The sequence below is a fragment of the Streptomyces sp. NBC_00582 genome (assembly GCF_036345155.1).
Taxonomy (GTDB): domain Bacteria; phylum Actinomycetota; class Actinomycetes; order Streptomycetales; family Streptomycetaceae; genus Streptomyces.
In genome coordinates this window covers 5,109,235-5,129,704 of sequence record NZ_CP107772.1, presented here as the reverse complement: position 1 = coordinate 5,129,704, position 20,470 = coordinate 5,109,235, and the positions used below count along the sequence as shown (strand labels likewise).

The 20,470-nt window shown below is 70.5% G+C and carries 20 protein-coding genes; 12 read left to right on the top strand and 8 right to left on the bottom strand.

Going from position 1 to position 20,470, the window contains the following annotated elements; translation table 11 throughout:
* Positions 1 to 28 precede the first annotated feature (28 nt).
* From OG852_RS22770 to OG852_RS22760, 3 genes are all read left to right on the top strand, one after another.
* On the top strand, positions 29 to 1,369 hold the full coding sequence (locus OG852_RS22770) for a DUF3500 domain-containing protein (RefSeq protein ID WP_133910806.1): 1,341 nt from the start codon (positions 29 to 31) through the stop codon (positions 1,367 to 1,369).
* A 109-nt stretch (positions 1,370 to 1,478) separates the two neighbouring features.
* Positions 1,479 to 2,177 (top strand): leucine-rich repeat domain-containing protein, encoded by a 699-nt coding sequence (locus OG852_RS22765; RefSeq protein WP_330348815.1) that lies wholly within the window; start codon positions 1,479 to 1,481, stop codon positions 2,175 to 2,177.
* Positions 2,178 to 2,235: 58 nt separating this feature from the next.
* Entirely contained in the window at positions 2,236 to 3,453 is a 1,218-nt protein-coding gene (locus OG852_RS22760; RefSeq protein WP_330348814.1) for a cytochrome P450, read from the top strand.
* Between the two features lie 110 nt (positions 3,454 to 3,563).
* On the opposite strand, the gene OG852_RS22755 is transcribed toward OG852_RS22760, so the two are convergent.
* Positions 3,564 to 5,132 carry an ABC transporter permease gene (locus OG852_RS22755; RefSeq protein ID WP_330348813.1) on the bottom strand — a complete coding sequence of 523 codons (1,569 nt, stop codon included), beginning with the start codon at positions 5,130 to 5,132 and terminating at the stop codon, positions 3,564 to 3,566.
* Positions 5,129 to 6,064, bottom strand: coding sequence for an ABC transporter ATP-binding protein (locus tag OG852_RS22750; protein ID WP_330348812.1), 936 nt, complete (start codon positions 6,062 to 6,064; stop codon positions 5,129 to 5,131). Before OG852_RS22750 ends, OG852_RS22755 begins: the two co-directional genes overlap by 4 nt.
* 74 nt (positions 6,065 to 6,138) lie before the next feature.
* Here OG852_RS22750 and OG852_RS22745 point away from each other — a divergent pair, with 74 nt between their 5' ends.
* Positions 6,139 to 6,636, top strand: coding sequence for a GbsR/MarR family transcriptional regulator (locus tag OG852_RS22745; RefSeq protein WP_133910802.1), 498 nt, complete (start codon positions 6,139 to 6,141; stop codon positions 6,634 to 6,636).
* Positions 6,637 to 6,638: 2 nt separating this feature from the next.
* On the opposite strand, the gene OG852_RS22740 is transcribed toward OG852_RS22745, so the two are convergent.
* Positions 6,639 to 8,147 (bottom strand): APC family permease, encoded by a 1,509-nt coding sequence (locus OG852_RS22740; protein WP_133910801.1) that lies wholly within the window; start codon positions 8,145 to 8,147, stop codon positions 6,639 to 6,641.
* 149 nt (positions 8,148 to 8,296) lie between these two features.
* On the opposite strand from OG852_RS22740, the gene OG852_RS22735 reads away from it, so the two are divergent.
* Together OG852_RS22735 and eutC are read left to right on the top strand one after the other, a co-directional pair.
* Positions 8,297 to 9,691: an ethanolamine ammonia-lyase subunit EutB gene (locus OG852_RS22735; RefSeq protein ID WP_133910800.1), complete on the top strand. Its 1,395-nt coding sequence runs from the start codon at positions 8,297 to 8,299 to the stop codon at positions 9,689 to 9,691.
* Positions 9,692 to 9,705: 14 nt separating this feature from the next.
* Complete coding sequence (eutC, locus tag OG852_RS22730) at positions 9,706 to 10,494, top strand: ethanolamine ammonia-lyase subunit EutC (RefSeq protein ID WP_330348811.1); 789 nt, start codon at positions 9,706 to 9,708, stop codon at positions 10,492 to 10,494.
* 52 nt (positions 10,495 to 10,546) lie between these two features.
* Here the strand turns inward: eutC and OG852_RS22725 are convergent, their stop codons facing one another.
* Positions 10,547 to 11,398 (bottom strand): diacylglycerol kinase family protein, encoded by an 852-nt coding sequence (locus OG852_RS22725; RefSeq protein WP_330348810.1) that lies wholly within the window; start codon positions 11,396 to 11,398, stop codon positions 10,547 to 10,549.
* A 224-nt stretch (positions 11,399 to 11,622) separates the two neighbouring features.
* Here OG852_RS22725 and OG852_RS22720 point away from each other — a divergent pair, with 224 nt between their 5' ends.
* Positions 11,623 to 12,906 (top strand): adenylosuccinate synthase, encoded by a 1,284-nt coding sequence (locus OG852_RS22720; RefSeq protein ID WP_133910798.1) that lies wholly within the window; start codon positions 11,623 to 11,625, stop codon positions 12,904 to 12,906.
* 193 nt (positions 12,907 to 13,099) lie between these two features.
* Positions 13,100 to 14,911, top strand: a complete 1,812-nt coding sequence (locus tag OG852_RS22715) for a bifunctional metallophosphatase/5'-nucleotidase (protein ID WP_330348809.1) — start codon at positions 13,100 to 13,102, stop codon at positions 14,909 to 14,911.
* A 10-nt stretch (positions 14,912 to 14,921) separates the two neighbouring features.
* Here the strand turns inward: OG852_RS22715 and OG852_RS22710 are convergent, their stop codons facing one another.
* Entirely contained in the window at positions 14,922 to 15,221 is a 300-nt protein-coding gene (locus OG852_RS22710; RefSeq protein WP_133910796.1) for an SCO4225 family membrane protein, read from the bottom strand.
* Between the two features lie 251 nt (positions 15,222 to 15,472).
* On the opposite strand from OG852_RS22710, the gene OG852_RS22705 reads away from it, so the two are divergent.
* Entirely contained in the window at positions 15,473 to 17,203 is a 1,731-nt protein-coding gene (locus OG852_RS22705) for an SGNH/GDSL hydrolase family protein (protein WP_330348808.1), read from the top strand.
* Here the strand turns inward: OG852_RS22705 and OG852_RS22700 are convergent.
* Together OG852_RS22700 and OG852_RS22695 are read right to left on the bottom strand one after the other, a co-directional pair.
* Complete coding sequence (locus OG852_RS22700) at positions 17,188 to 17,379, bottom strand: DUF397 domain-containing protein (protein ID WP_330348807.1); 192 nt, start codon at positions 17,377 to 17,379, stop codon at positions 17,188 to 17,190. The genes OG852_RS22705 and OG852_RS22700 overlap by 16 nt on opposite strands.
* Positions 17,376 to 18,227 carry a helix-turn-helix domain-containing protein gene (locus tag OG852_RS22695; RefSeq protein ID WP_443064552.1) on the bottom strand — a complete coding sequence of 284 codons (852 nt, stop codon included), beginning with the start codon at positions 18,225 to 18,227 and terminating at the stop codon, positions 17,376 to 17,378. The genes OG852_RS22700 and OG852_RS22695 overlap by 4 nt, the downstream gene beginning before the upstream one ends.
* 295 nt (positions 18,228 to 18,522) lie before the next feature.
* Between OG852_RS22695 and OG852_RS22690 the strand changes: the two genes are divergently transcribed.
* The 3 genes from OG852_RS22690 to OG852_RS22680 all read left to right on the top strand — a co-directional run bounded on the left by OG852_RS22690 (position 18,523) and on the right by OG852_RS22680 (position 19,809).
* On the top strand, positions 18,523 to 18,738 hold the full coding sequence (locus OG852_RS22690) for a hypothetical protein (protein ID WP_330348805.1): 216 nt from the start codon (positions 18,523 to 18,525) through the stop codon (positions 18,736 to 18,738).
* 354 nt (positions 18,739 to 19,092) lie between these two features.
* Complete coding sequence (locus tag OG852_RS22685) at positions 19,093 to 19,413, top strand: hypothetical protein (RefSeq protein WP_330348804.1); 321 nt, start codon at positions 19,093 to 19,095, stop codon at positions 19,411 to 19,413.
* Positions 19,414 to 19,515: 102 nt separating this feature from the next.
* The gene (locus tag OG852_RS22680; protein WP_166663433.1) at positions 19,516 to 19,809 is read left to right on the top strand and encodes a hypothetical protein; all 294 of its coding nucleotides are present in this window, start codon (positions 19,516 to 19,518) and stop codon (positions 19,807 to 19,809) included.
* Positions 19,810 to 19,818: 9 nt separating this feature from the next.
* Here OG852_RS22680 and OG852_RS22675 read toward each other — a convergent pair whose 3' ends face one another.
* Positions 19,819 to 20,469, bottom strand: a complete 651-nt coding sequence (locus OG852_RS22675; protein WP_133910790.1) for a hypothetical protein — start codon at positions 20,467 to 20,469, stop codon at positions 19,819 to 19,821.
* Position 20,470: the final 1 nt, after the last annotated feature.

The following is a 20,470-nucleotide window of genomic DNA, read 5'->3' as shown; positions in this document are numbered from 1 at the left end:
GGGCTCAAGTCGAAGGGGATCAGGGACGATGACCGAGCCCGACACCGGTGAGCAGACGGCCCGCGAGCCGCAGTCCGAAGCCGGCGGCCGTGCTCACGCGAGCCGCCGCACCTTCATGCGCAAGGTGTTCTTCGCGTCCGGCGCCACGGCCGTCGCGACCATGGGTGGCGCCGGAGCCTGGGCCGCGATGGCCGACGACGCCACCGCCACCCCCACCGCCGACGCCTCCGCCGTCCCGAGCGGTGCTCCCAGCGGCGGCCCCGGAGGCGGTGCCGGCGGCCCGGGGAACCAGTCGATCACCGAGGACTTCTTCGGTCTCACCACCGACGGCAAGCGGATCGACGACCTCTTCACGATCCACTCCACCGGCGTGGCCACCGCTCCGGTGATCTCCGCGGCGAACGCCTTCCTGGCCGGCCTCACCGACACCCAGAGGACCTCGACGCAGTTCACGATCCACGCCACCGAGTGGCGGCTGTGGAGCAACATCGACTCCTACGAGCGCCAGGGCGTCTCCCTCGCCGACCTCAGCGACGACCAGAAGGCCCTGGGCACGGCCCTGCTGAAGGCGGCCCTGAGCGCGGACGGACTGGAGACGACGGAGAAGATCCGGAAGATCAACCAGGCGGCGGGCGAGGCGATCGGCAACACGAACTCCTTCAACGAGGACGCCTACTACTGGACCGTCATGGGCACGCCCTCGGACACCGAGCCCTGGGGCTTCCAGTTCGACGGCCACCACCTGGTCGTCAACTACTTCGTGCTCGGCGACCAGGTCGTCATGAGCCCCTGCTTCTGGGGCTCGGAGCCGACCTCGATGGAGATCGACGGCGAGACGGTGACCGTCTGCCACGAGGAGGTCGTGGCCTCGCTCGCGTTCATCAACACCCTCACCGAGGCCCAGCAGGCCGTCGCCATCGAGTCGGCGACCAAGTCCAACGAGTCCATGAACGCCGGGGCGTTCTCCGACAACACCGTCCAGGAGTACACCGGCATCCGCGGCAGGGCGCTCACCGCCGCCCAGCGGAAGAAGCTCCTCGGGATCGCCGAGGCGTTCGTGGGCCGCGCCAAGGCCGATGCCGCGAAGGCGCGCATGGCGGAGATCCGCAAGCACCTCGACGACACCTACGTCACCTGGGCCGGCGGCACCGGCGACGACGACGCCTTCTACGTCCGCGTCCACAGCCCCGTCGTCTGGATCGAGGTCGACTGCCAGGCCCCCGGCCCGCTCGCCGGCGCGTACGGCGCGACCCAGGGCAGCGGTGCCACCCAGAAGCACGTCCACTCGATCATCCGCACGCCCAACGGCAACGACTACGGCAAGGAACTGCTCCGCCAGCACTACCTGACGTCCCCGCACCACCGGTGACCTCTCCCGCATGACCACCGGGCCGGGCTCCCGTCATCAACCCGGCCCGGTTTTTCCCGTGGTCCCGGCACCCGCCGCTCGCTCCTGCCGGGGCACTAGGTTGTGCGGCATGACCGAGTGCGGGGAAGTGCGGGCGCGGCAGTGGTGCGGATGCGAGTGGGCGCGGACGGACGTGCCGCCGCCGGCCGGGACCCGGATCCACACCGAACAGCAGGACACGTCGGCGCCGGGCTGGCTGCGGCTGCTCGACCTGATCGAGGAGGCGGCCGCCGACGGGCGCGAGGAGTTCGCACCGCTGCGCGGAATGCCCTTCGAGGAGCGGCAGCAGATCGTCACCCTCCCGCCGACCATCGCCCGGCTGACGGCCGTACGGCATCTGATGCTCTACGGCAGCAATCTGGTCCGGATCCCGCCGGAGATCGGCGCGATGGAGAACCTGGAGGTGTTCACCCCGTACACCTCCTACCGGCTGCACTGGTTCCCGTACGCGCTGACCCGCTGCCGGAAGCTGCGCGAGAGCACGGTCAGTACGCGGGCCCTGTACGGCAACTTCAAGAACCGGATGCCGTTCCCCGCGCTCCACGAGCCGGTCCTGCCCGGCCGGGAGTGTGCTGTCTGCGCCGGCCCGCTGCCGCCGGCGGGCCCGCGGCAGGTGTGGATCTCCCTCGGCGTCGCCACGGACGTCCTCCCCCTCCTGGTCGACGCCTGCTCCCAGGCCTGCGTCGACGCCCTGCCCGCCCCGGCGGCCCACCACGTGCCCACGGTCCACCGGGGCGGGCCGGCCGTGGCGCAGCCGCCCGCCCGCTGACCCGCGGGGGAGCGAGACCCCCCTGGTCAGCAGCCCGATCAGCGGCTAGCGTCCGTTCATGGCAGTAGCTGACGACCTTCGTTTCGACCCCTGGGACCCGGCGTTCCTCGCCGACCCCTACCCCGCCTACGCCGAGCTGCGGGAGCGCGGGCGGGTGATCCACTACGCGCCGACCGACCAGTGGCTGGTGCCGCATCACGCGGACGTGTCGGCGCTGCTGCGGGACCGGCGGCTGGGACGGACGTATCAGCACCGGTTCTCGCACGAGGACTTCGGGCGGACGGCTCCCCCTGCCGCGCACGAGCCGTTCCACACGCTCAACGACCACGGGATGCTGGACCTGGAGCCGCCGGACCACACCCGGATCCGGCGTCTGGTGTCGAAGGCGTTCACCCCGCGCACGGTCGAGCAGCTCAAGCCGTACGTACGGCAGCTCGCGGAGGAGCTGGTGGACCGGCTGGTGGAAGCGGGCGGGGGCGATCTGCTGAGCGAGGTCGCCGAGCCGTTGCCGGTCGCGGTGATCGCCGAGATGCTCGGCATCCCGGAGGCCGACCGTGCGCCGCTGCGGCCCTGGTCGGCGGACATCTGCGGGATGTACGAACTGAATCCCTCGCAGGAGACGGCGACGAAGGCCGTACGGGCCTCCGTCGAGTTCTCGGAGTACCTGCGCGAGCTGATCGCCGCCCGGCGCAAGGAGCCCGGCGACGACCTCATCTCCGGGCTCATCGCCGCGCACGACGAGGGCGACCGGCTCACCGAGCAGGAGATGATCTCGACCGCCGTGCTGCTGCTGAACGCCGGGCACGAGGCGACCGTCAACGCCACCGTCAACGGCTGGTCGGCCCTCTTCCGCCACCCGGAGCAGCTAGCCGCCCTGCGCGCCGACCACACGCTCGTCCCCGCCGCCGTCGAGGAGCTCATGCGGTACGACACCCCGCTCCAGCTCTTCGAGCGGTGGGTGCTGGACGAGATCGAGATCGACGGGACGACGATCCCCCGGGGCGCCGAGGTCGCCCTGCTCTTCGGGTCCGCCAACCACGACCCCGAGGTGTTCGAGCACCCCGAGCTCCTGGACCTCACCCGCACGGAGAACCCGCACATCTCGTTCTCCGCCGGCATCCACTACTGCATCGGCGCGCCGCTGGCCCGTATCGAGCTGGCGGCCTCGATGACGGCACTCCTGGAGAGGGCCCCGACGCTGACCCTCGCGGCGGAGCCCCGCCGGAAGCCGAACTTCGTGATCCGGGGGCTGGAGGGCCTGACCGTCACCCTCTGACCTGCGCCGACCTACCTCAAGCCCCGCCGGGTTTCCGGGCCGTCCTCGGGTCGTGTCCCGGCCTCGCGGCCGCGCAGGCTCCCGCCTGCGTCCGTCCGTTCCGGGTGGCCTCAGGTCGTCAGGTCGCGGCGGTGCAGGCCCGTCAGGCCACCGGTCACCAGCGCCCCCGCCAGGAGGGTCAGGAGCCCGATCGGCCCCCAGTTCATCTCTCCGCCGGGCAGCTTGGGGAGGTGGGCGAAGGGGGAGAGGTCCAGGACGAACTGTGGGGCGTCCAGGGCCGGGCCGATCCAGCCGACGAGCAGGACCGCGCCCGCCACACCCCACGCGGCGGGCGCCGGCCGGGGCGCCCAGCCGTACAGCAGGACCGCGATGCCGCCGACGACCCACACCGCCGGGAGCTGCACCAGGCACGCGGCCAGGAGGGGGCCCGCCGCCTCGCCGTGACCGGCGAGGAGACCGAGGCCGGCCAGCAGCATGATCAGGGCCGCGCCGCCGAAGGCGATCAGCAGATGGCCGGCGGCCCAGCGCAGCCGCCCGACCGCGTTCGCCAGGACCGGCTCCGCCCGGCCCGAGGTCTCCTCGCCGTGCAGCCGCAGCACCGAGGCCACCACGTACAGCGAGGCGATCAGGCCCAGCATGCCGGCCATGGCCGCGAGGAAGGCGTCGGTGAGCCCCGACTGTCCGCCCATGCGTTCGAAGATCTCGCGTGCCTTGTCGTTGTCGGCGACGAGGTCGGCCGCCCCGTCCGCCAGGCCGCCGTAGACGACCCCGGCGAGGAAGAAGCCGACGCTCCAGCCCAGCACCGCGCCCCGCTGCAACCGCCGGGCCAGCGCGCCCGCCGAGGCCAGGCGGCCGGTGGCGGGTCCCGGCCGGGTCGGCAGGAAGCTCATCCCGACGTCCCGGCGGCCGGCCAGCCCGTAGGCCGCGGCGGCCTGGACGGCGACCGCCACCGTGAACAGGCCCAGCACCCACCACCGTTCGTCGGCGAACGCCCGAAGGTTCTCCAGCCAGCCCAGCGGGGACAGCCAGGTCAGCACCGACGAGCCCCCATCCGTGGCGGAGTCGCCGGCCGCCCGCAGCACGAAGGCCGCGCCCAGCGCCGCCGCCGTCAGGCCCCGGGCCAGCCGCGCGCTCTCGGTGAGCTGCGCGACGATCGCCGCCAGGGTCGCGAACACCATCCCGACCCCGGCCAGCCCGAGTCCGAACGCCACGGCCCCCGCCGCCCCCTGCCCGGCCAGCCCCACCGTCACCAGCAGGGCGAGCACGCCGTTGGCAACCCCCGCCGCCAGCAGTGCCGCCGTCAGTGAGGCCCGCCGCCCCACCGCCCCGGACGCGATCAGTTCCTGCCGCCCGCTCTCCTCCTCGTCCCGGGTGTGCCGTACGACGACCAGCAGGCCGGTCACGGCGGCGAGCGCACCCGCGTACACGCCGACCCGCCAGGCGGTGAGCGCGCCGAGGGAGTCGTCGAAGACGGGGCCGATCAGGGCGCGCAGGGAGGCGTTGGTGTCGAGCTGGTGGAGCAGGTCGGCCCGGTCGGCGGGGGTGCCGTACAGGCTCTTCAGGGTGTTCGGCATGGTGAGGACCATCAGGGTGTTCACGGCCACCCAGACGGGGATCAGCACCCGGTCGCGGCGCAGTGCGAACCGCGTCAGGACGCCGGTGCCGGCGAGCGTGCTCATCGGGCCGCCACCTCGCCGGCCGCGCCTTCCTGATCTCCCCGGCCCCCCTGGTCTTCCTGGTAGTGGCGCAGGAAGAGCTCCTCCAGGGTCGGCGGCGTCGAGGTCAGCGACCGTACGCCCGAGTCCGTCAACGACCGCAGCACGGCGTCGAGTTTGTCGGTGTCGACCTGGAGTCGGACCCGTCTGCCCTGGACGTCGAGGTCGTGGACGCCGGGGAGGGCGGCCAACCCGTTGGGCGGACCGGCGAGTTCGGCCGTGACGCTGGTCCGGGTCAGATGGCGCAGGTCGGCGAGCGAGCCGCTCTCCACCGTGCGGCCCTTGCGGATGATGCTGACCCGGTCGCACAACTCCTCCACCTCGCTGAGGATGTGGGAGGACAGCAGGACCGTGCGTCCCCGGTCCCGCTCCTCCTCCACACAGCGCTGGAAGACCTCCTCCATCAGCGGGTCCAGTCCGGAGGTCGGCTCGTCCAGGATGAGCAGGTCGACGTCCGAGGCGAACGCGGCGACCAGGGCGACCTTCTGCCGGTTGCCCTTTGAGTAGGTGCGGCCCTTCTTGGTGGGGTCCAGCTCGAAGCGGTCGATCAGCTCGGCGCGCCGACGCGGGTCGAGTCCGCCGCGCAGCCTGCCGTACAGGTCGATGACCTCGCCGCCCGACAGGTCGCGCCAGAGGGTGACGTCGCCGGGGACGTACGCGATCCGGCGGTGCACCTCGACGGCGTCCGTCCACGGGTCGCGGCCGAGGAGCCGCGCGGTGCCCGCGTCGGCGCGCAGCAGGCCGAGCAGGACGCGGATGGTGGTGGACTTGCCGGAGCCGTTGGGACCGAGGAAGCCGTGCACCTCGCCCCGGTCGACCTCCAGGTCGAGACCGTCGAGGGCGTGGGTGCGGCCGAAGGACTTGTGGAGTCCGGACACCGTGATGGCCTTGGTCATGCCCCCGAACGTACGCTTCTTTCAGAAATTTGTGAAGTTAAAGAAGAGAGTGAAATGACGTTACGATGGAGCGCATGAGCGAAACAGCCCGGGACCCGGAGGCCGTGTCGAGGTTCGTGGAGACGTTCGCGGCGCAGCTCGTCGAGGCCGGGATGCAGCGGATGGCCGCCCGGGTCTTCGCCGCGCTCCTGTCCTCCGACGAGGGCGCGATGTCCTCCGTCGAACTCGCCGAACAGCTCAGGATCAGCCCCGCCGGAGTCTCCGGCGCGGTGCGCTACCTGTCCCAGGCGCACATGGTGGCGCGCGAGCGGGAGCCGGGCTCGCGCCGGGAGCGCTACCGGGTGCACGGCGACCAGTGGTACGCGGCCCTGACCAACCGGGACGCGGTCATCCGGCGCTGGGAGGGCGCCCTGCGCGATGGCGTCGACAGCCTCGGCCCCGACACCCCGGCCGGACGGCGCATGGCCGAGACGCTCGCCTTCTTCGAGTTCGTCGAGGGTGAGCTCTCGGCCATGATGGAGCGGTGGCGGGTCCACCGCGAACAGCTCTTCGGCGCCCAGCGCCTGTCGTAGCGCTACCGCTCCCGGGTCTCCTCCAGGACCGTCCGCCCCAGCAGGAGATACCGCTCGGGTGAGCGCCGCTTGAGGTACTGCGCGTAGCCGAGGCCCGCCACCGCGATCAGGGCGACGATCCACGGGGTCGCCTTCAGCACCAGTGAGCCCGACTCCGGTCCGGCCGCGACGCCCATGTTGGACACCAGCAGCGCCACCACCGCGAGCATCGCGACCCCGCCGGTCAGCGGCGCGGCGAAGGTCCTGAACCAGTGCCGGCTCTCGGGGTGGTGGGAGCGGAAGTACACCAGGACCGCGAACGAGCACACCGCCTGTACGACCAGGATCGCCATCGTGCCGAGGATCGCGAGCAGGACGTACGTGCCGGTGTACGGGTCCTTGCCGGCGGCCCAGAACGCGCCGATCAGGACCGCCGAGACGATCGTCTGGACGAGGCCCGCGATGTGCGGGGAGCCGTGCCGGGCGTGGGTGCGGCCGACGGTGTCCTTGAGGGAGGGCAGGACGCCTTCCCTGCCCAGCGCGTACATGTAACGGGCGGCGCAGTTGTGGAAGGCCATGCCGCAGGCCAGCGAGCCGGTGATCATCAGCCACTGCATGACGTCGACCGCCCAGTGGCCGACGTACCGCTCGGTGGGGTTGAAGAACAGGCCGAGCGGGTCGTCGGTCGCGACCTTCACGGCCTGCGACTCGCCCGTGCCGGTGATCGCCATCCAGGAGACGAAGACGTAGAAGACGCCGACGCCGAGCACGGAGATCATCGTCGCCTTGGGGATGATCTTCTTCGGGTTGCGGGACTCCTCGCCGTACATCGCCGTCGACTCGAAGCCGACCCAGGACCAGAAGGCGAAGAACAGGCCGAGACCCGCCGAGGTGCCCTTGAAGGCGTTCACCGGGTTCACCGGGTCGAGGCCGAAGCCGTCGGGGCCGCCGCCGTGGAGGGCGACCGAGACCGCCATCGCGGCGAGGATCGTCACCTCGGTGGCCAGCAGCACGACCAGCAGCTTCTCGGCGACGGACACACCGAACCAGGTGCCGGTCGCGTTGATCGCCAGCATCAGGACCGCGAACGCCCACCACGGGACGTCCAGCCCCGTCTGGTCCTTCAGGGTCGTCGTGGCGAAGGTCGAGAAGATGCCGATCAGCGCCGGCTCGAACACGACGTAGGCGAAGGTCGCGAGCAGCCCCGAGGCGAGGCCGACCGAGCGGCCGAGGCCGTAGGAGATGAAGCCGTAGAAGGCGCCCGTGGACGTGATGTGCTTCGCCATCGAGGTGAAGCCGACGGAAAAGATTGCCAGTACGACCATTGCGACGAGGTAGCTCGCCGGGGCGCCGATGCCGTTCCCGGCCGACACCATGAAGGGGACGTTGCCCGTCATCGCGGTGATCGGCGCGGCCGTCGCGACGGCCATGAAGACCACGCCCAGCAGGCCCACTGCGTTGGGCTTGAGTCGGTGAACCGTGCCTGCGTCACTCGTCCGCGCCGCCGGGGCGACGCCCTCGTCCACTGCCATCGGGTGGCCCCTCTCCTTGCTCGTCCACTGCGTGCTGGACGGGAACTCTCTTGCCCGAATGAGTCGAGCAAGGGTCTCGGGGCGTTAAATGTTTGTCAACCAGACCTTTAGAAATCTGAGAGAAACACCGGGCTCGTACGGTCGCCGCCATGAGCGTCTACACGTCCACCCTCGGCGGCGAGCGGCACCGCTTCGGCTCCCTCGCCCGCCTCCTCGCCGCCGCGAGCCCCGAACGCTCCGGCGACCGACTGGCCGGCCTCGCGGCCCGCACGGCCCGGGAGCGGATCGCGGCACGCTGGGCGCTCGCGGACGTCCCCCTGACCGACTTCCTCACCGAGCCCCTGATCCCCTACGAGGACGACGACGTCACCCGGCTCATCCTCGACACGCACCAGCGGGCGGCCTTCGCGCCGGTGGCGTCGATGACGGTGGGGGAGCTGCGGGAGTGGCTGCTGTCGGAGGCGGCGGACCCGGCGGCGCTGGCCGCGCTGGCGCCGGGCCTGACCCCGGAGATGGCCGCGGCCGTGTCGAAGCTGATGGGGAACGCGGATCTGGTGGCGGTGGCGCGCAAGGTGCGGGTGGTGACCGCCTTCCGTTCCACGATCGGCCTGCCCGGCCGCCTCGCGACCCGGCTGCAGCCCAACCACCCCACCGACGACCCGGCCGGCGTGGCCGCCGCCCTGCTCGACGGGCTGCTGCTGGGCTCCGGTGACGCGGTGATCGGCATCAACCCGGCCACCGACAGCCCCAAGGCCGTACGGGACCTGCTGGAGCTCCTGGACGGGGTGATCGGCCGCTACTCCATCCCCACGCAGTCCTGCGTGCTGTGCCATGTCACCACGGCCGTCGACCTGATGGCGAAGGACGCCCCCGTCGACCTCGTCTTCCAGTCCATCGCGGGCACCCAGGCCGCGAACGCCTCCTTCGGGGTGACCCTCGGCCTGCTCGACGAGGCGTACGAGGCCGCCCTCGCCCTCGACCGGGGCACGGTCGGCCGTAACGTCATGTACTTCGAGACCGGGCAGGGCAGCGCCCTCTCCGCCGACGCGCACCACGGGGTGGACCAGCAGACGGTGGAGGCACGGGCGTACGCGGTGGCCCGCCGCTACGACCCGCTGCTGGTCAACACGGTCGTCGGCTTCATCGGCCCGGAGTACCTCTACGACGGCCGGCAGATCCTGCGCGCCGCCCTGGAGGACCACTTCTGCGGCAAGCTGCTCGGCCTGCCCATGGGCCTCGACATCTGCTACACCAACCACGCCGACGCCGATGACGACGACATCGCCACCATGCTGACCGTGCTGGGCGTGGCCGGGGCGTCCTTCGTGATCTGCACCCCGGGCGGCGACGACATCATGCTCAACTACCAGTCGGCCTCGTACCACGACGCGCTCTACCTGCGGGAGGTGCTCGGTCTGCGCCCGGCCCCCGAGTTCGAGGCGTGGCTGGGCTCGGTGGGCCTCCTGGACGACCGCGGCGGCATCCGCGAGATCGCCGGTACGACCCATCCCCTGACGGCCATCGGCCGGGAGCTCGCGGCATGACGGAGGCTCGCGGCATGACGGAGGTGGGAGAGGTGACCGAGGTGAGAGAAGTGACCGAGGTGTCCGTGCCGAACGACGATCTGTGGCCGGCGCTGCGCCGCCGCACCCAGGCGCGCATCGGTCTCGGCCGGGCCGGCACCGCGCTGCCCACCCGCCACCGGCTGGAGCTCCAGGCCGCGCACGCGGCGGCCCGGGACGCGGTGCACTCGCCGTTCGCCCCGGACCGGGTCGCGGCGGAACTGCCCGGCATGCCGACGGTACGGGTCCGCAGCGCCGCCCCCGACCGGCTCACCTACCTCCAGCGCCCCGACCTGGGCCGCCGCCTGGACGCCGTGGACCGTGCGCACCTCCCGGGCGGCGCGTGGGACGTCGTGTTCGTGGTCGCCGACGGGCTCTCCAGCCGGGCGGTGCACGAACACGCGGCGCCGATGATCCGGGCGACGGCTGCCCGGCTGCCGGGATGGCACCTGGCCCCCGTCGTCCTCGCGGAACAGGCCCGGGTGGCCCTCGGCGACGACGTGGCGGCGGCGATGGGCGCGACGGCGGTGGTCGTCCTCGTCGGCGAGCGTCCCGGCATGTCGGCGGCGGACTCCCTGGGCGCGTACCTGACCCACCGCCCGGTACCGGGCGCGACCACGGACGCCGACCGCAACTGCCTGTCCAACATCAGGCCGCCCCTGGGCCTGTCGTACGACCTGGCTGCGGAAAAGCTGGCGGGGTTGCTGGAGAGGGCCCGTCAGCTGGGGAGTTCGGGGGTCGGGCTGAAGGACGACAGCGACTCGGATGGCGCGCTCGGCTCATGACGGAGCGACCCGGCGGGGTTCCCTGGGCCGACGGCGGACGACGGGGCCTGACTCACCCCACCGTCGGCAACACCAGCCCCAGTGCCCCCTCCCGCACCGTCCACGTCCGTCTGCGCACCGGGCCCGTCACCGACGCGTCCGCGCGGTAGCGGAAGTCCGCGCCGGAGACGGTGACCGTGTGGCCCCGGGCCTCCAGGGGAGCCGCCTCCGCGCCGACCGACAGCGGGCGGACGACCACCTCGGCCGCCCCGGACACCGTGCCCGGGGTGACCGACACCGCCTCCACCGGCTGGTCGAGGTCGACCAGGGTCACCCCGTCCACCTCGACCCGCAGCCGGGCCGGACCCGGCGGGGCAGGCGTGGAGACGGGGCGCGGCGCCCGCGGGGGCACGAGGGTGCGGACGAGGGACTGCAGCCAGGGCCGGCCGGCGGCCTCCGCGGACTCCTCCTGCGCGCCGAGCTGCTCCAGCGGCGGGATCCGCAGCGCCCCCAGCACCACTCCGTCGCTGTCGTCCACCAGCAGGTCCAGCCGCCGCTCGGCGCCGTCGAGGACGGCCCGCGCCGCCGCCACGGCCCCCGTGGGGATTCCCAGGGCGTGCGCCACGCCCAGCGCGGTCCCCACCGGCACCATCGACAGCGCACATCCGGCCAGTTCCCGCTGCCGGTGCAGCAGCGCCACCGTCCGGGTCAGCGCACGGTCGTCACCGATCACAACCGGCCGCCGCGAACCCCGCCGGGCCAGCACCCGGGCGAATTCCTCCGGGCCCTCCGGAAGACACACCTTCGTACTCGCCGCACCCGCGCTGAGCACGTCTTTCGCGATCCGTACGGACTCCCCGTCGGCCCTCAGGGCAATCGGATCGATGATCACCAGCAGCTGGTCCGGCGTCGCGAAAGTCGCCACCTCGGTCCTGCCTCGCTTCCTCGGGTAGCATCTTTGTGCAAGAGCCCCTTGCGCTATTGCGCCAGGGGCTTCGTCTATTCCGGGGCATCCGGGTCCGACGGTGTGCGACCGACGACGGTCGCGGAACTGCGGCCAACGACGGTCGCGGTGCACGCGGTGGTGGAAAGAGCCTTCGCGTACGCCCCTGACCTTGGACATGCCCCACCCGGAAGGGGTGTACGCGCGTGCCCGCACTTGTGCTGCTCGGTGCTCAGTGGGGTGACGAAGGCAAGGGAAAGGCCACCGATCTACTCGGCGGCTCGGTGGACTACGTAGTGCGCTACCAGGGCGGCAACAACGCCGGCCACACGGTCGTCGTGGGTGACCAGAAGTACGCACTCCACCTCCTCCCTTCCGGAATCCTGTCCCCCGGCTGTACGCCGGTCATCGGAAACGGCGTCGTCGTCGACCCGTCGGTCCTGCTCTCCGAGCTGAGCGGTCTGAACGAGCGCGGCGTCGACACGTCGAAGCTCCTGATCAGCGGCAACGCGCACATCATCACCCCCTACAACGTCACTGTCGACAAGGTGACGGAACGCTTCCTCGGAAAGCGCAAGATCGGCACGACCGGGCGCGGTATCGGTCCGACATATGCCGACAAGATCAACCGGGTGGGCATCCGGGTCCAGGACCTCTACGACGAGTCGATCCTCACGCAGAAGGTGGAGGCGGCCCTCGACGTCAAGAACCAGCTCCTGACCAAGCTGTACAACCGCCGCGCGATCGCCGTCGACCAGGTCGTGGGCGAGCTGCTGGAGTACGCGGAGAAGCTGGCCCCGTACGTCGCCGACACCGTCCTGGTCCTCAACCAGGCCCTGGAGGAGAACAAGGTCGTGCTGTTCGAGGGCGGCCAGGGCACGCTCCTCGACATCGACCACGGCACGTACCCCTTCGTCACCTCCTCCAACCCGACTGCGGGCGGCGCCTGCACCGGCGCGGGAGTCGGCCCGACGAAGATCAGCCGCGTGATCGGCATCCTCAAGGCGTACACCACCCGCGTCGGCGCCGGCCCCTTCCCCACCGAGCTCTTCGACGAGGACGGCGAGGCGCTGCGGCGCATCGGCGGCGAGCGGGGCGTCACCACCGGCCGTGACCGCCGCTGCGGCTGGTTCGACGCGGTCATCGCCCGCTACGCGACCCGCGTGAACGGCCTGACCGACTTCTTCCTCACCAAGCTCGACGTCCTCACGGGCTGGGAGCAGATCCCGGTCTGCGTCGCCTATGAGATCGACGGCAAGCGCGTCGAGGAACTCCCGTACTCCCAGTCGGACTTCCACCACGCGAAGCCCATCTACGAGACCCTCCCCGGCTGGTCCGAGGACATCACCAAGGCCAAGTCGTTCTCCGACCTCCCGAAGAACGCGCAGGCCTACGTCAAGGCCCTGGAGGAGATGTCCGGCGCCCCGATCTCCGCGATCGGCGTGGGCCCGGGCCGCGACGAGACGATCGAGATCAACTCCTTCCTGTAAACAGGCGCGTCACGTGAGTCATGCAGGCCATGCAGGCCATGCAAGTCATGTGACAGCAGGCTGACTTGGGCCGGTCTTGGACATCCTTGACCGGCCCATGGCCTGTTCGCGGTTACGCCGGTAACGGGCGGAAGGCAAGCATCTACGCGAGTAGCTGCCGTTGCCCCTTCCTCCCCCGTTCCAGGAGCTCCGCATGCCCGTCAGCCCCGTACCTCCCCTGAACCGTCGTGAGTTCGTGCAGAAGTCGGCCGTGGCCGGTGCGGCGGTGGCCGTCGCCGGGACCGTCGGCGCCGGTACCGCCGAAGCCGCCGACCACAAGCCCCCCAAAGCCCCCCGCACCTGGACCTTCTCCATCCTGGGCACCACCGACCTGCACAGCCACGTCTTCGACTGGGACTACTACAAGGACGCCGCCTACAGCGACAGCAAGGGCAACTCCGTCGGCGTCGCGCGCGTCGCCACGCTCATCGAGCAGCAGCGGAAGGCGAAGGGCGAGGACCACGTCCTGCTCGTCGACGCCGGCGACATCATCCAGGGCACGTCACTGGCGTACTACTTCGCCCGGGTCGAGCCGATCACGAACGGCGTCCGGCACCCGATGGCCGTCGCCATGAACCACATGCGCTACGACGCCGCCGCCCTCGGCAACCACGAGTTCAACTACGGCATCGAGGTGCTGCGCAAGTTCGAGAAGCAGTGCCGCTTCCCGCTGCTCGGCGCGAACGCGCTGGACGCGAAGACCCTGCGGCCGGCGTTCCCGCCGTACACCGTGAAGAAGATCCGCGTCCCCGGCGCCCCGGACATCAAGGTCGGCATCCTCGGCCTCACCAACCCGGGCATCGCGATCTGGGACAAGGACAACGTCAGCGGGAGGATGGTCTTCCCCGGGCTGGTCGAGCAGGCGAAGAAGTACGTGCCGAGGCTGCGCGCGCTGGGCTGTGACGTGGTCTTCCTGACCGACCACTCGGGGCTCGACGGTTCGTCGTCCTACGGCGACGAGCTCCCGTACGTCGAGAACGCCTCGAACCTGGTCGCGGAGCAGGTCCCCGGCATCGACGCGATCCTCGTCGGCCACACGCACGTCGAGGTGCCGTCGTACACCGTGAAGAACGCGGAGACGGGGGAGGAGGTGCTGCTGTCCGAGCCGTACTGCTGGGGGTACCGGCTCAGCGTCTTCGACTTCGAGGTGGAGCTGGAGCACGGCCGCTGGAAGGTCGTCGGCAAGACCGCCCAGACACTCAACCCCAACACCGTCGACGAGGACCCGGAGATCAAGAAGCTCCTGGAGGCCGATCACGAACTCGTCGTCAAGTACGTCAACACCGCGGTCGGCACCTGCACGGCCGACCTCTCGGCGGCGGAGTCCTGCTGGAAGGACGTCCCGATCATGGACTTCATCCACGAGGTCCAGACGCGGACGGTCAAGGCGGGTCTCTCGGCGGCGGACGCGGCCCTCCCGCTCATCTCGGTCGCCGCGCCCTTCAGCCGTACGGCGGACATCCCCGCGGGGGACGTGACCATCAAGGACATCGCCGGGCTCTACATCTACGACAACACCCTCTACGGCAAGAAGCTCACGGGCGCCCAGCTCAGGGACTACCTGGAGTACGCGGCGAAGTACTACCACCAGGTGCCGGCCGGCACGGCCGTGGACACCGCCACCCTCACCAACGCCAACAGCTTCTGGGACTACATGTACGACACGGCGGCGGGCGTCGACTACGAGATCGACATCGCCGCGGCGGAGGGCTCCCGGATCAAGAACCTCACCTACGACGGGGCCGCGGTCACCGACGACCAGGTCTTCGTCGTCGCGGTCAACAACTACCGGGCCAACGGCGGCTCCGGCTACCCGCACATCGCCTCCGCCGCCATCGCGTACAGCTCGACCAACGAGATCCGCCAGCTGATGATCGACTACGTGACGGCCAAGGGCACCCTGAACCCGGCGGACTTCGCCGTCACCAACTGGAGGCTGACCCAGGACGGCACGCCGGTCTTCTAGTGCCCCGGCACTAGCCGGCGGTCACGGGGCGGGTCCGGGTGAGTCCCTGGTAGGCGGCGCCGAGCAGGGCCGCCTGGACCACCGCCCCGATCGGCACCCCGATCAGCGCGAGCTGGCCGGGCACCACCAGGAACAGCAGCGAGGTGGGGGCGGTGGCGAAGAACAGCCACATCCCGGCCAAGGACGCGTCCGCGTGCGAGATGAACAGCGTGTCCACCGCGACCCATGCCGTGAGCACGCCCACGAGGAGCAGATAGCCGAGGGCGGCGGGGGTGCGCAGGGCCGAGACGAGCGAGCGGTAGCCGTTCATGGGTGCCTCCTGGAGAGCGGGTGCGGTGCTTCGGTGTGATCTCCACGATGGCGTTCGGCGGGCGACGGGCGCCTGAGTGCCCGTACTCATCTCCGGGCCGGGCGTACCTACGTGTTGTCCCATTGTTGTCGACAGATTGTCGATCTTCGCTGCAACCGACCGGTCAACTCCTCCGTGTAAGAGGGCAGCCCCTCAAGTTGAGGGATGGTCGACGGCTGAAGTGTCGACACTGCGCCACGGAGGAAGCACGCATGGCGAACATCAAGCAGCGGCACCGCCGGCGGACGGGAATGCTCGGGCTGGTCCTGTCCGTCGGGTTCGCGACCGGGTGCGCGAACCTCGGAGGGAGCCCCGGGGCCGACCCCTCGCCCGTGGACTCGGCGGCCAGGGAGTCCCTCTCCGCGGCGTCCTCCTCCGCCGCGTCCTCCTCCGTCACCACCGCCTCGGCCGCCGGGGTCGAGTACGTCGCGATGGGCAGTTCGTTCGCCGCCGGCCCGAGCATCCCCCCGGTGAAGGAGGGGAGCGTGGCGGCGGCGTGCAGCCGGTCGAACAACAACTACGCCAGCATCGTGGCCCGTGACACCGGGGCGAAGCTGACGGACGTCACCTGCAGTGGCGCCACCACGGCGAACGTCCTCACCGCGAGCCAGGGCGGGCAGTCGGCGCAGATCAACGCCGTGAAGAGCACGACCCGGCTGGTCACGGTCACCATCGGCGGCAACGACGTCAACTACCTGGGCAGCGTCGTCTCGTACTCCTGCCAGAACAAGGGCGAGGCCAACTGCGGGACCGTGAGCACGTCCGCGATCGACACGGCCCTCGGCGCGGTGAGCGGGCGGATCCAGAACGTCGTGAAGGCCGTCCACAAGATCTCTCCGCAGGCGCGGGTCCTCCTGGTGAACTACATGACCGTCCTGCCCGACTCGGGTACCTGCACCGGTGTGCCGCTCACCGCGAGCCAGCTGGCGTACGAGCGCACCGTCGCCTCCCGGCTGGCCGACGCGACCGCCGCCGCGGCGACCGTCACCGGGGCGACCCTGGTCAACGTCGCCGCCGCCAGCCACGGCCACGACGCGTGCGCGTCCACTCCCTGGGTGGAGAAGTACAAGCCCGCCTCCGGCCGGGCCACCTACCACCCCAACGAGGCCGGCATGAAGGCCGTGGCGTCCCTGGTGAAGTACATGATCGGCACCAGTGGCCCCCTCCCCGCCGGGTACACGCGATGTGCGAGCGAGGGCGGCACCTGCACCTTCAGCGGCACCCGCGCGGTGGCGTTCGGCTCGGGGGCGTACGCCTACAAGACGGCGACCGGCAGCATCCCCTGCACCAGCTCCGCCTTCGGCGGCGACCCGGCCGCCGACATCGTCAAGACCTGCTACATCGCGAGCGCGGGCGGCCCCTACGGCTACACCAAGTGCGCGAGCGAGGGCGGCACCTGCTCGGTCCCCGGCTACAACCGTGACGTCGTGTTCGGCGCCAACGGCAACTTCAAGCACCTGGTCACCAAGGGCGGCGTCGCCTGCACCAGCGCCAAGTTCGGCGGCGACCCGGCGGCCAACGTCCTCAAGTCCTGCTACCTCGCGCCCAACGGCGCCCCGGCCGGCTGGACCAAGTGCTCGGCCGAGGGCGGCACCTGCGCGGCCGTCGCCGGCCAGCCCGTGATGTACGGCGCGTACGGCTCCTTCAACACGGCCGTCGCCACCGGCAACACCGCCTGTACGACCGCGTCCTTCGGCGGCGACCCGATCGGCAACGAGACGAAGTCCTGCTACACGGGTCCCGCCGCCCCGGCGGGCTACAAGACGACCGCCTGCGCCTCCCAGGGCGGCACGTGCGCCTTCACCGGAAAACGGACCGTCGCCTACGGCGCGAAGGGCCGGTACGTGTACAAGACCCTTTCCGGCGGCACCACCTGCAAGGCGGCGGTCTTCGGCGTCGACCCCCTCTACGGCGTCCTGAAGAGCTGCTACCTGACGTACTGAGCGCGTACCTGCTGTACGAAGGCGGCCCAGGACTCCGTGGAGACGCGGAGGGTCGGGCCGCCGGGGTTCTTGGAGTCGCGGATGTGGGTGAGGGCGGGGGAGGGGGCGATTTCGACGCACTGGCCGCCGCTGTCGTTGCTGTAGCTCGACTTGAACCACCGCAGGGTGCTGGTCATGTCCGCTCCTCTGCCGCCAACTTCCGGATGAGGCTCAGCGAGTCGTCCGGACTCAAGGCCTGTGATCGGATCTTCGCATACCGGTGGGTGAGGCCGGCGACCTTTACGGGATCGCTGACCAGCACACTCTCGTCCTCGATCTCCATGTAGACCACGTGGTGGTGCTCCTTGGTCACCACCAGGACCATGTCGCCTCGGGTGCCGGCGTGGCTTCCCCGCAGCCCCCGGTCCATGGGCATCACCTGGAGGCTGACGGTGTCCCGTTCGGCGTCCTCGGCCAGCGAACGTAGTTGGCCGCGCAGTACCTCCCAGCCCCCGATGGGCCGTTGCAGCACCGACTCGTCCAGGATCAGCTCGGTCATGGGCTGCGGGTCCGTGCGGTCGAAGAGCGCCCGACGCGCGATCCGAGCCTCGACCAGTTCCTCCACCTTCGCCTCGGGAAGCTTGGGGAAGCCACCGCCGATCAACGCCCGGGCGTACTCAGGCGTCTGGAACAGACCGTCGACCACGAATGTCTGATACGAGGACAACGAGACCGCCTCCGCCTCCATCAGCGCGAAGTTCTTGAACTGGGGCGGGTACTTGTCCAGCAGCATGTATTTGCGGGCCTTCTCGAAGACCCCCAGCCCGCCCCCGATGGACTCCTCCAACTTGACCAGCATCTTGTCGCTCGCGGGCTGCGCGCAAGTCTCCATCGCGCTGACGGCCGAACCGGTGTAACCGATCCGCTTGCCCAGCTCCTCCTGCGTCAACTCCTGTTGCTCCCGCAGGGCCTTCGCCAGCGCGGCCACCACCTGGGCCGTACCGCCCGCTTCCACCTTGTTCTCAGCCCGCGCCATTGCGGTCACCCCCGAACTCAACCGGACTCAACCGGTCACCAGCGATTCGAGCCGCCTCCCGACTGTTGCGGATGGTCGACAGCGCGTTATGGAAGACGGTAGGTCGGACTCCGGAAACTGGCCCGGTGAATACACAAAGTGACCTGGACTGGCTTCCGGAATCCGGGGTTCAAGTCCGTAAGGCGGGCGTGCGGTTCGATGCCGTACGGCTGGACGGCGACTGGGGTCGGGAGGTGGCCGACCGGTTGGCGAGGATGACCGGGGGTGATCCGGGGCCGGTGATCGAGACGGCGAGCGGACGCCGGTGCGTGTACTTCCTGGTCCCGCCCGGAAGTACGGCCCACCTGGCCTGGCCCCGGAAGTCACCCGCCTGACCAGCGGCCCGGACAAGGAGTGGTTCATCCCGATCCCGGCCCTGGACGACATGACCTGGCCGTTCGCCTGGCGCTACCGCCCCACGGCCCCCGACCGTTTCGTCCACACCCTGCTCCTGCGCACCGCACTTCACTCCGCCGAGTGAAAAGCGAGAACTCCAGCCCAGGAAAAGCCACTTCCAGCTTGCGTTCGTCGCTTTGCGTACCCATAGAGTCACGCCAACAGAAACGCCCCCGCGGTGCGCCAACACCCGGGGGCTCGACAACAGGAGCGCCAGATCCACCAGAGAAAGCGGAGCTCCCAATGCGCATTCATCGTACGACGCCCACGCGCGCCTTTTCCGTCTTCTCGAACGCCCTTCTTCGCGACCGGAGTCTCTCCTGGTGTGCGGTAGGCGTACTGACGTACCTCCTCAGCCTCCCGAACGGCGCCCGCGCCACGATTCGAACCCTCGCCGAGCAGCGCAAGGAAGGGCGGGCGAGGATCGCCTCCGCTCTGCATGAGCTGGAGGAATCCCGGTATCTGCGGCGGGTGGTGCGGCAGGATCCGCAGACGCGTCAGGGTGGGCGCGTTGCCGTCCGTGAACATCGAGGCCCTCGACTTCGCGGCGGCCACCTCCGTCGGCAAGCGGCTGCGGACGGCGACCTCGGAGGGCGAGGATCCGGAAGGTAAGACCGAGGACGACTGGAGCGGCGCCCATGTGCTGCACCTGGCGCTGCCGACCGTGGAGTGGCCGCACGGCCGTCCCGTCCTGACCAGGACGCCGACCCGCTATCGGGGAACCGGTATTCGGACCATCCGCATCGTCGAGCAGGCGTGAATCAAGGGGCGCCCTCGGCAGGGGGCGCCCCCCTCAGGCTGGGCATATCCTGAAAACACCACCCGCGCGCGTCGACCAACGACCCAGAAGAAGGTGACCGCGATGCGCATGATGATGAGGGCGTCCATGGACACGGAGAAGGCCAACGAGCTCATCCGGAACGGGACCCTCGGGAAGCTGATCCAGGAGTCGATGGAGCAGATCAAGCCCGAGGCGGCCTACTTCACCGCGGACGCGGGCCGCCGGACCGCCTACATATTCTTCGACATGGCGGACCCCTCCGACATGCCGGTGATCAGCGAGCCGTTCTTCCTGGAACTGGGCGCCGACATCAGCTACACGCCGGTGATGAACAGGGAGGACGTCCAGAAGGGGCTCTCCCGGCTCGGCCGTTGACCCCCGGCGTCAGCTGAACACGATCATCGACCCCTGCGCCAGGCTCCGGGTCGCCGCAGCGTGCAGCCCCAGCCACACGTGCCGCTCACGGGCGAAGGGGCTGGGATCGTACGGCGCGGGGACGGCCGGTTCCTCCAGTTCCGTGGGCGCGGTGGGGGCCTGGGGCGGGGCGGGCGGGTTCCCCGGGTCGATGCCGATCGACGGGGCGACGAACTCCAGCTCCCGGAGCAGCGACTGGGCGGAGCCCAAGGGGCCGCCCCCGGCGAGGAGGTCGTCGTTCGACAGGGGGTGCGGGAAGTCGACCGGGACGTACGCGCCCGCGTGGTCGTAGTGCCAGACCAGATGCGACTGCTGGGCCGTGGACTCGAACATCTCCAGGAGCTGTTCGTAGTCGCCGCCCAGTTCGTCGACCGGGGTCACCGGCAGCCCGCACACCTGGAGCAGATAGGCGCGGCGCAGGAAATGCAGCGCGTCGTAGTCGAAGCCGGCGACCGGTGCGACCTCACCGGACAGGCCCGGCATGTACTGGTACACCGGCACCGGCGGCAGCCCCGCCTCCGCCAGCACCTTGTTGTACTGCGCGAGTTCGTCGGCGAACGGGTTGTCGGGGGTGTGGCACAACACGTCGACGAGCGGTACCAGCCACAGGTCACAGGCCAAG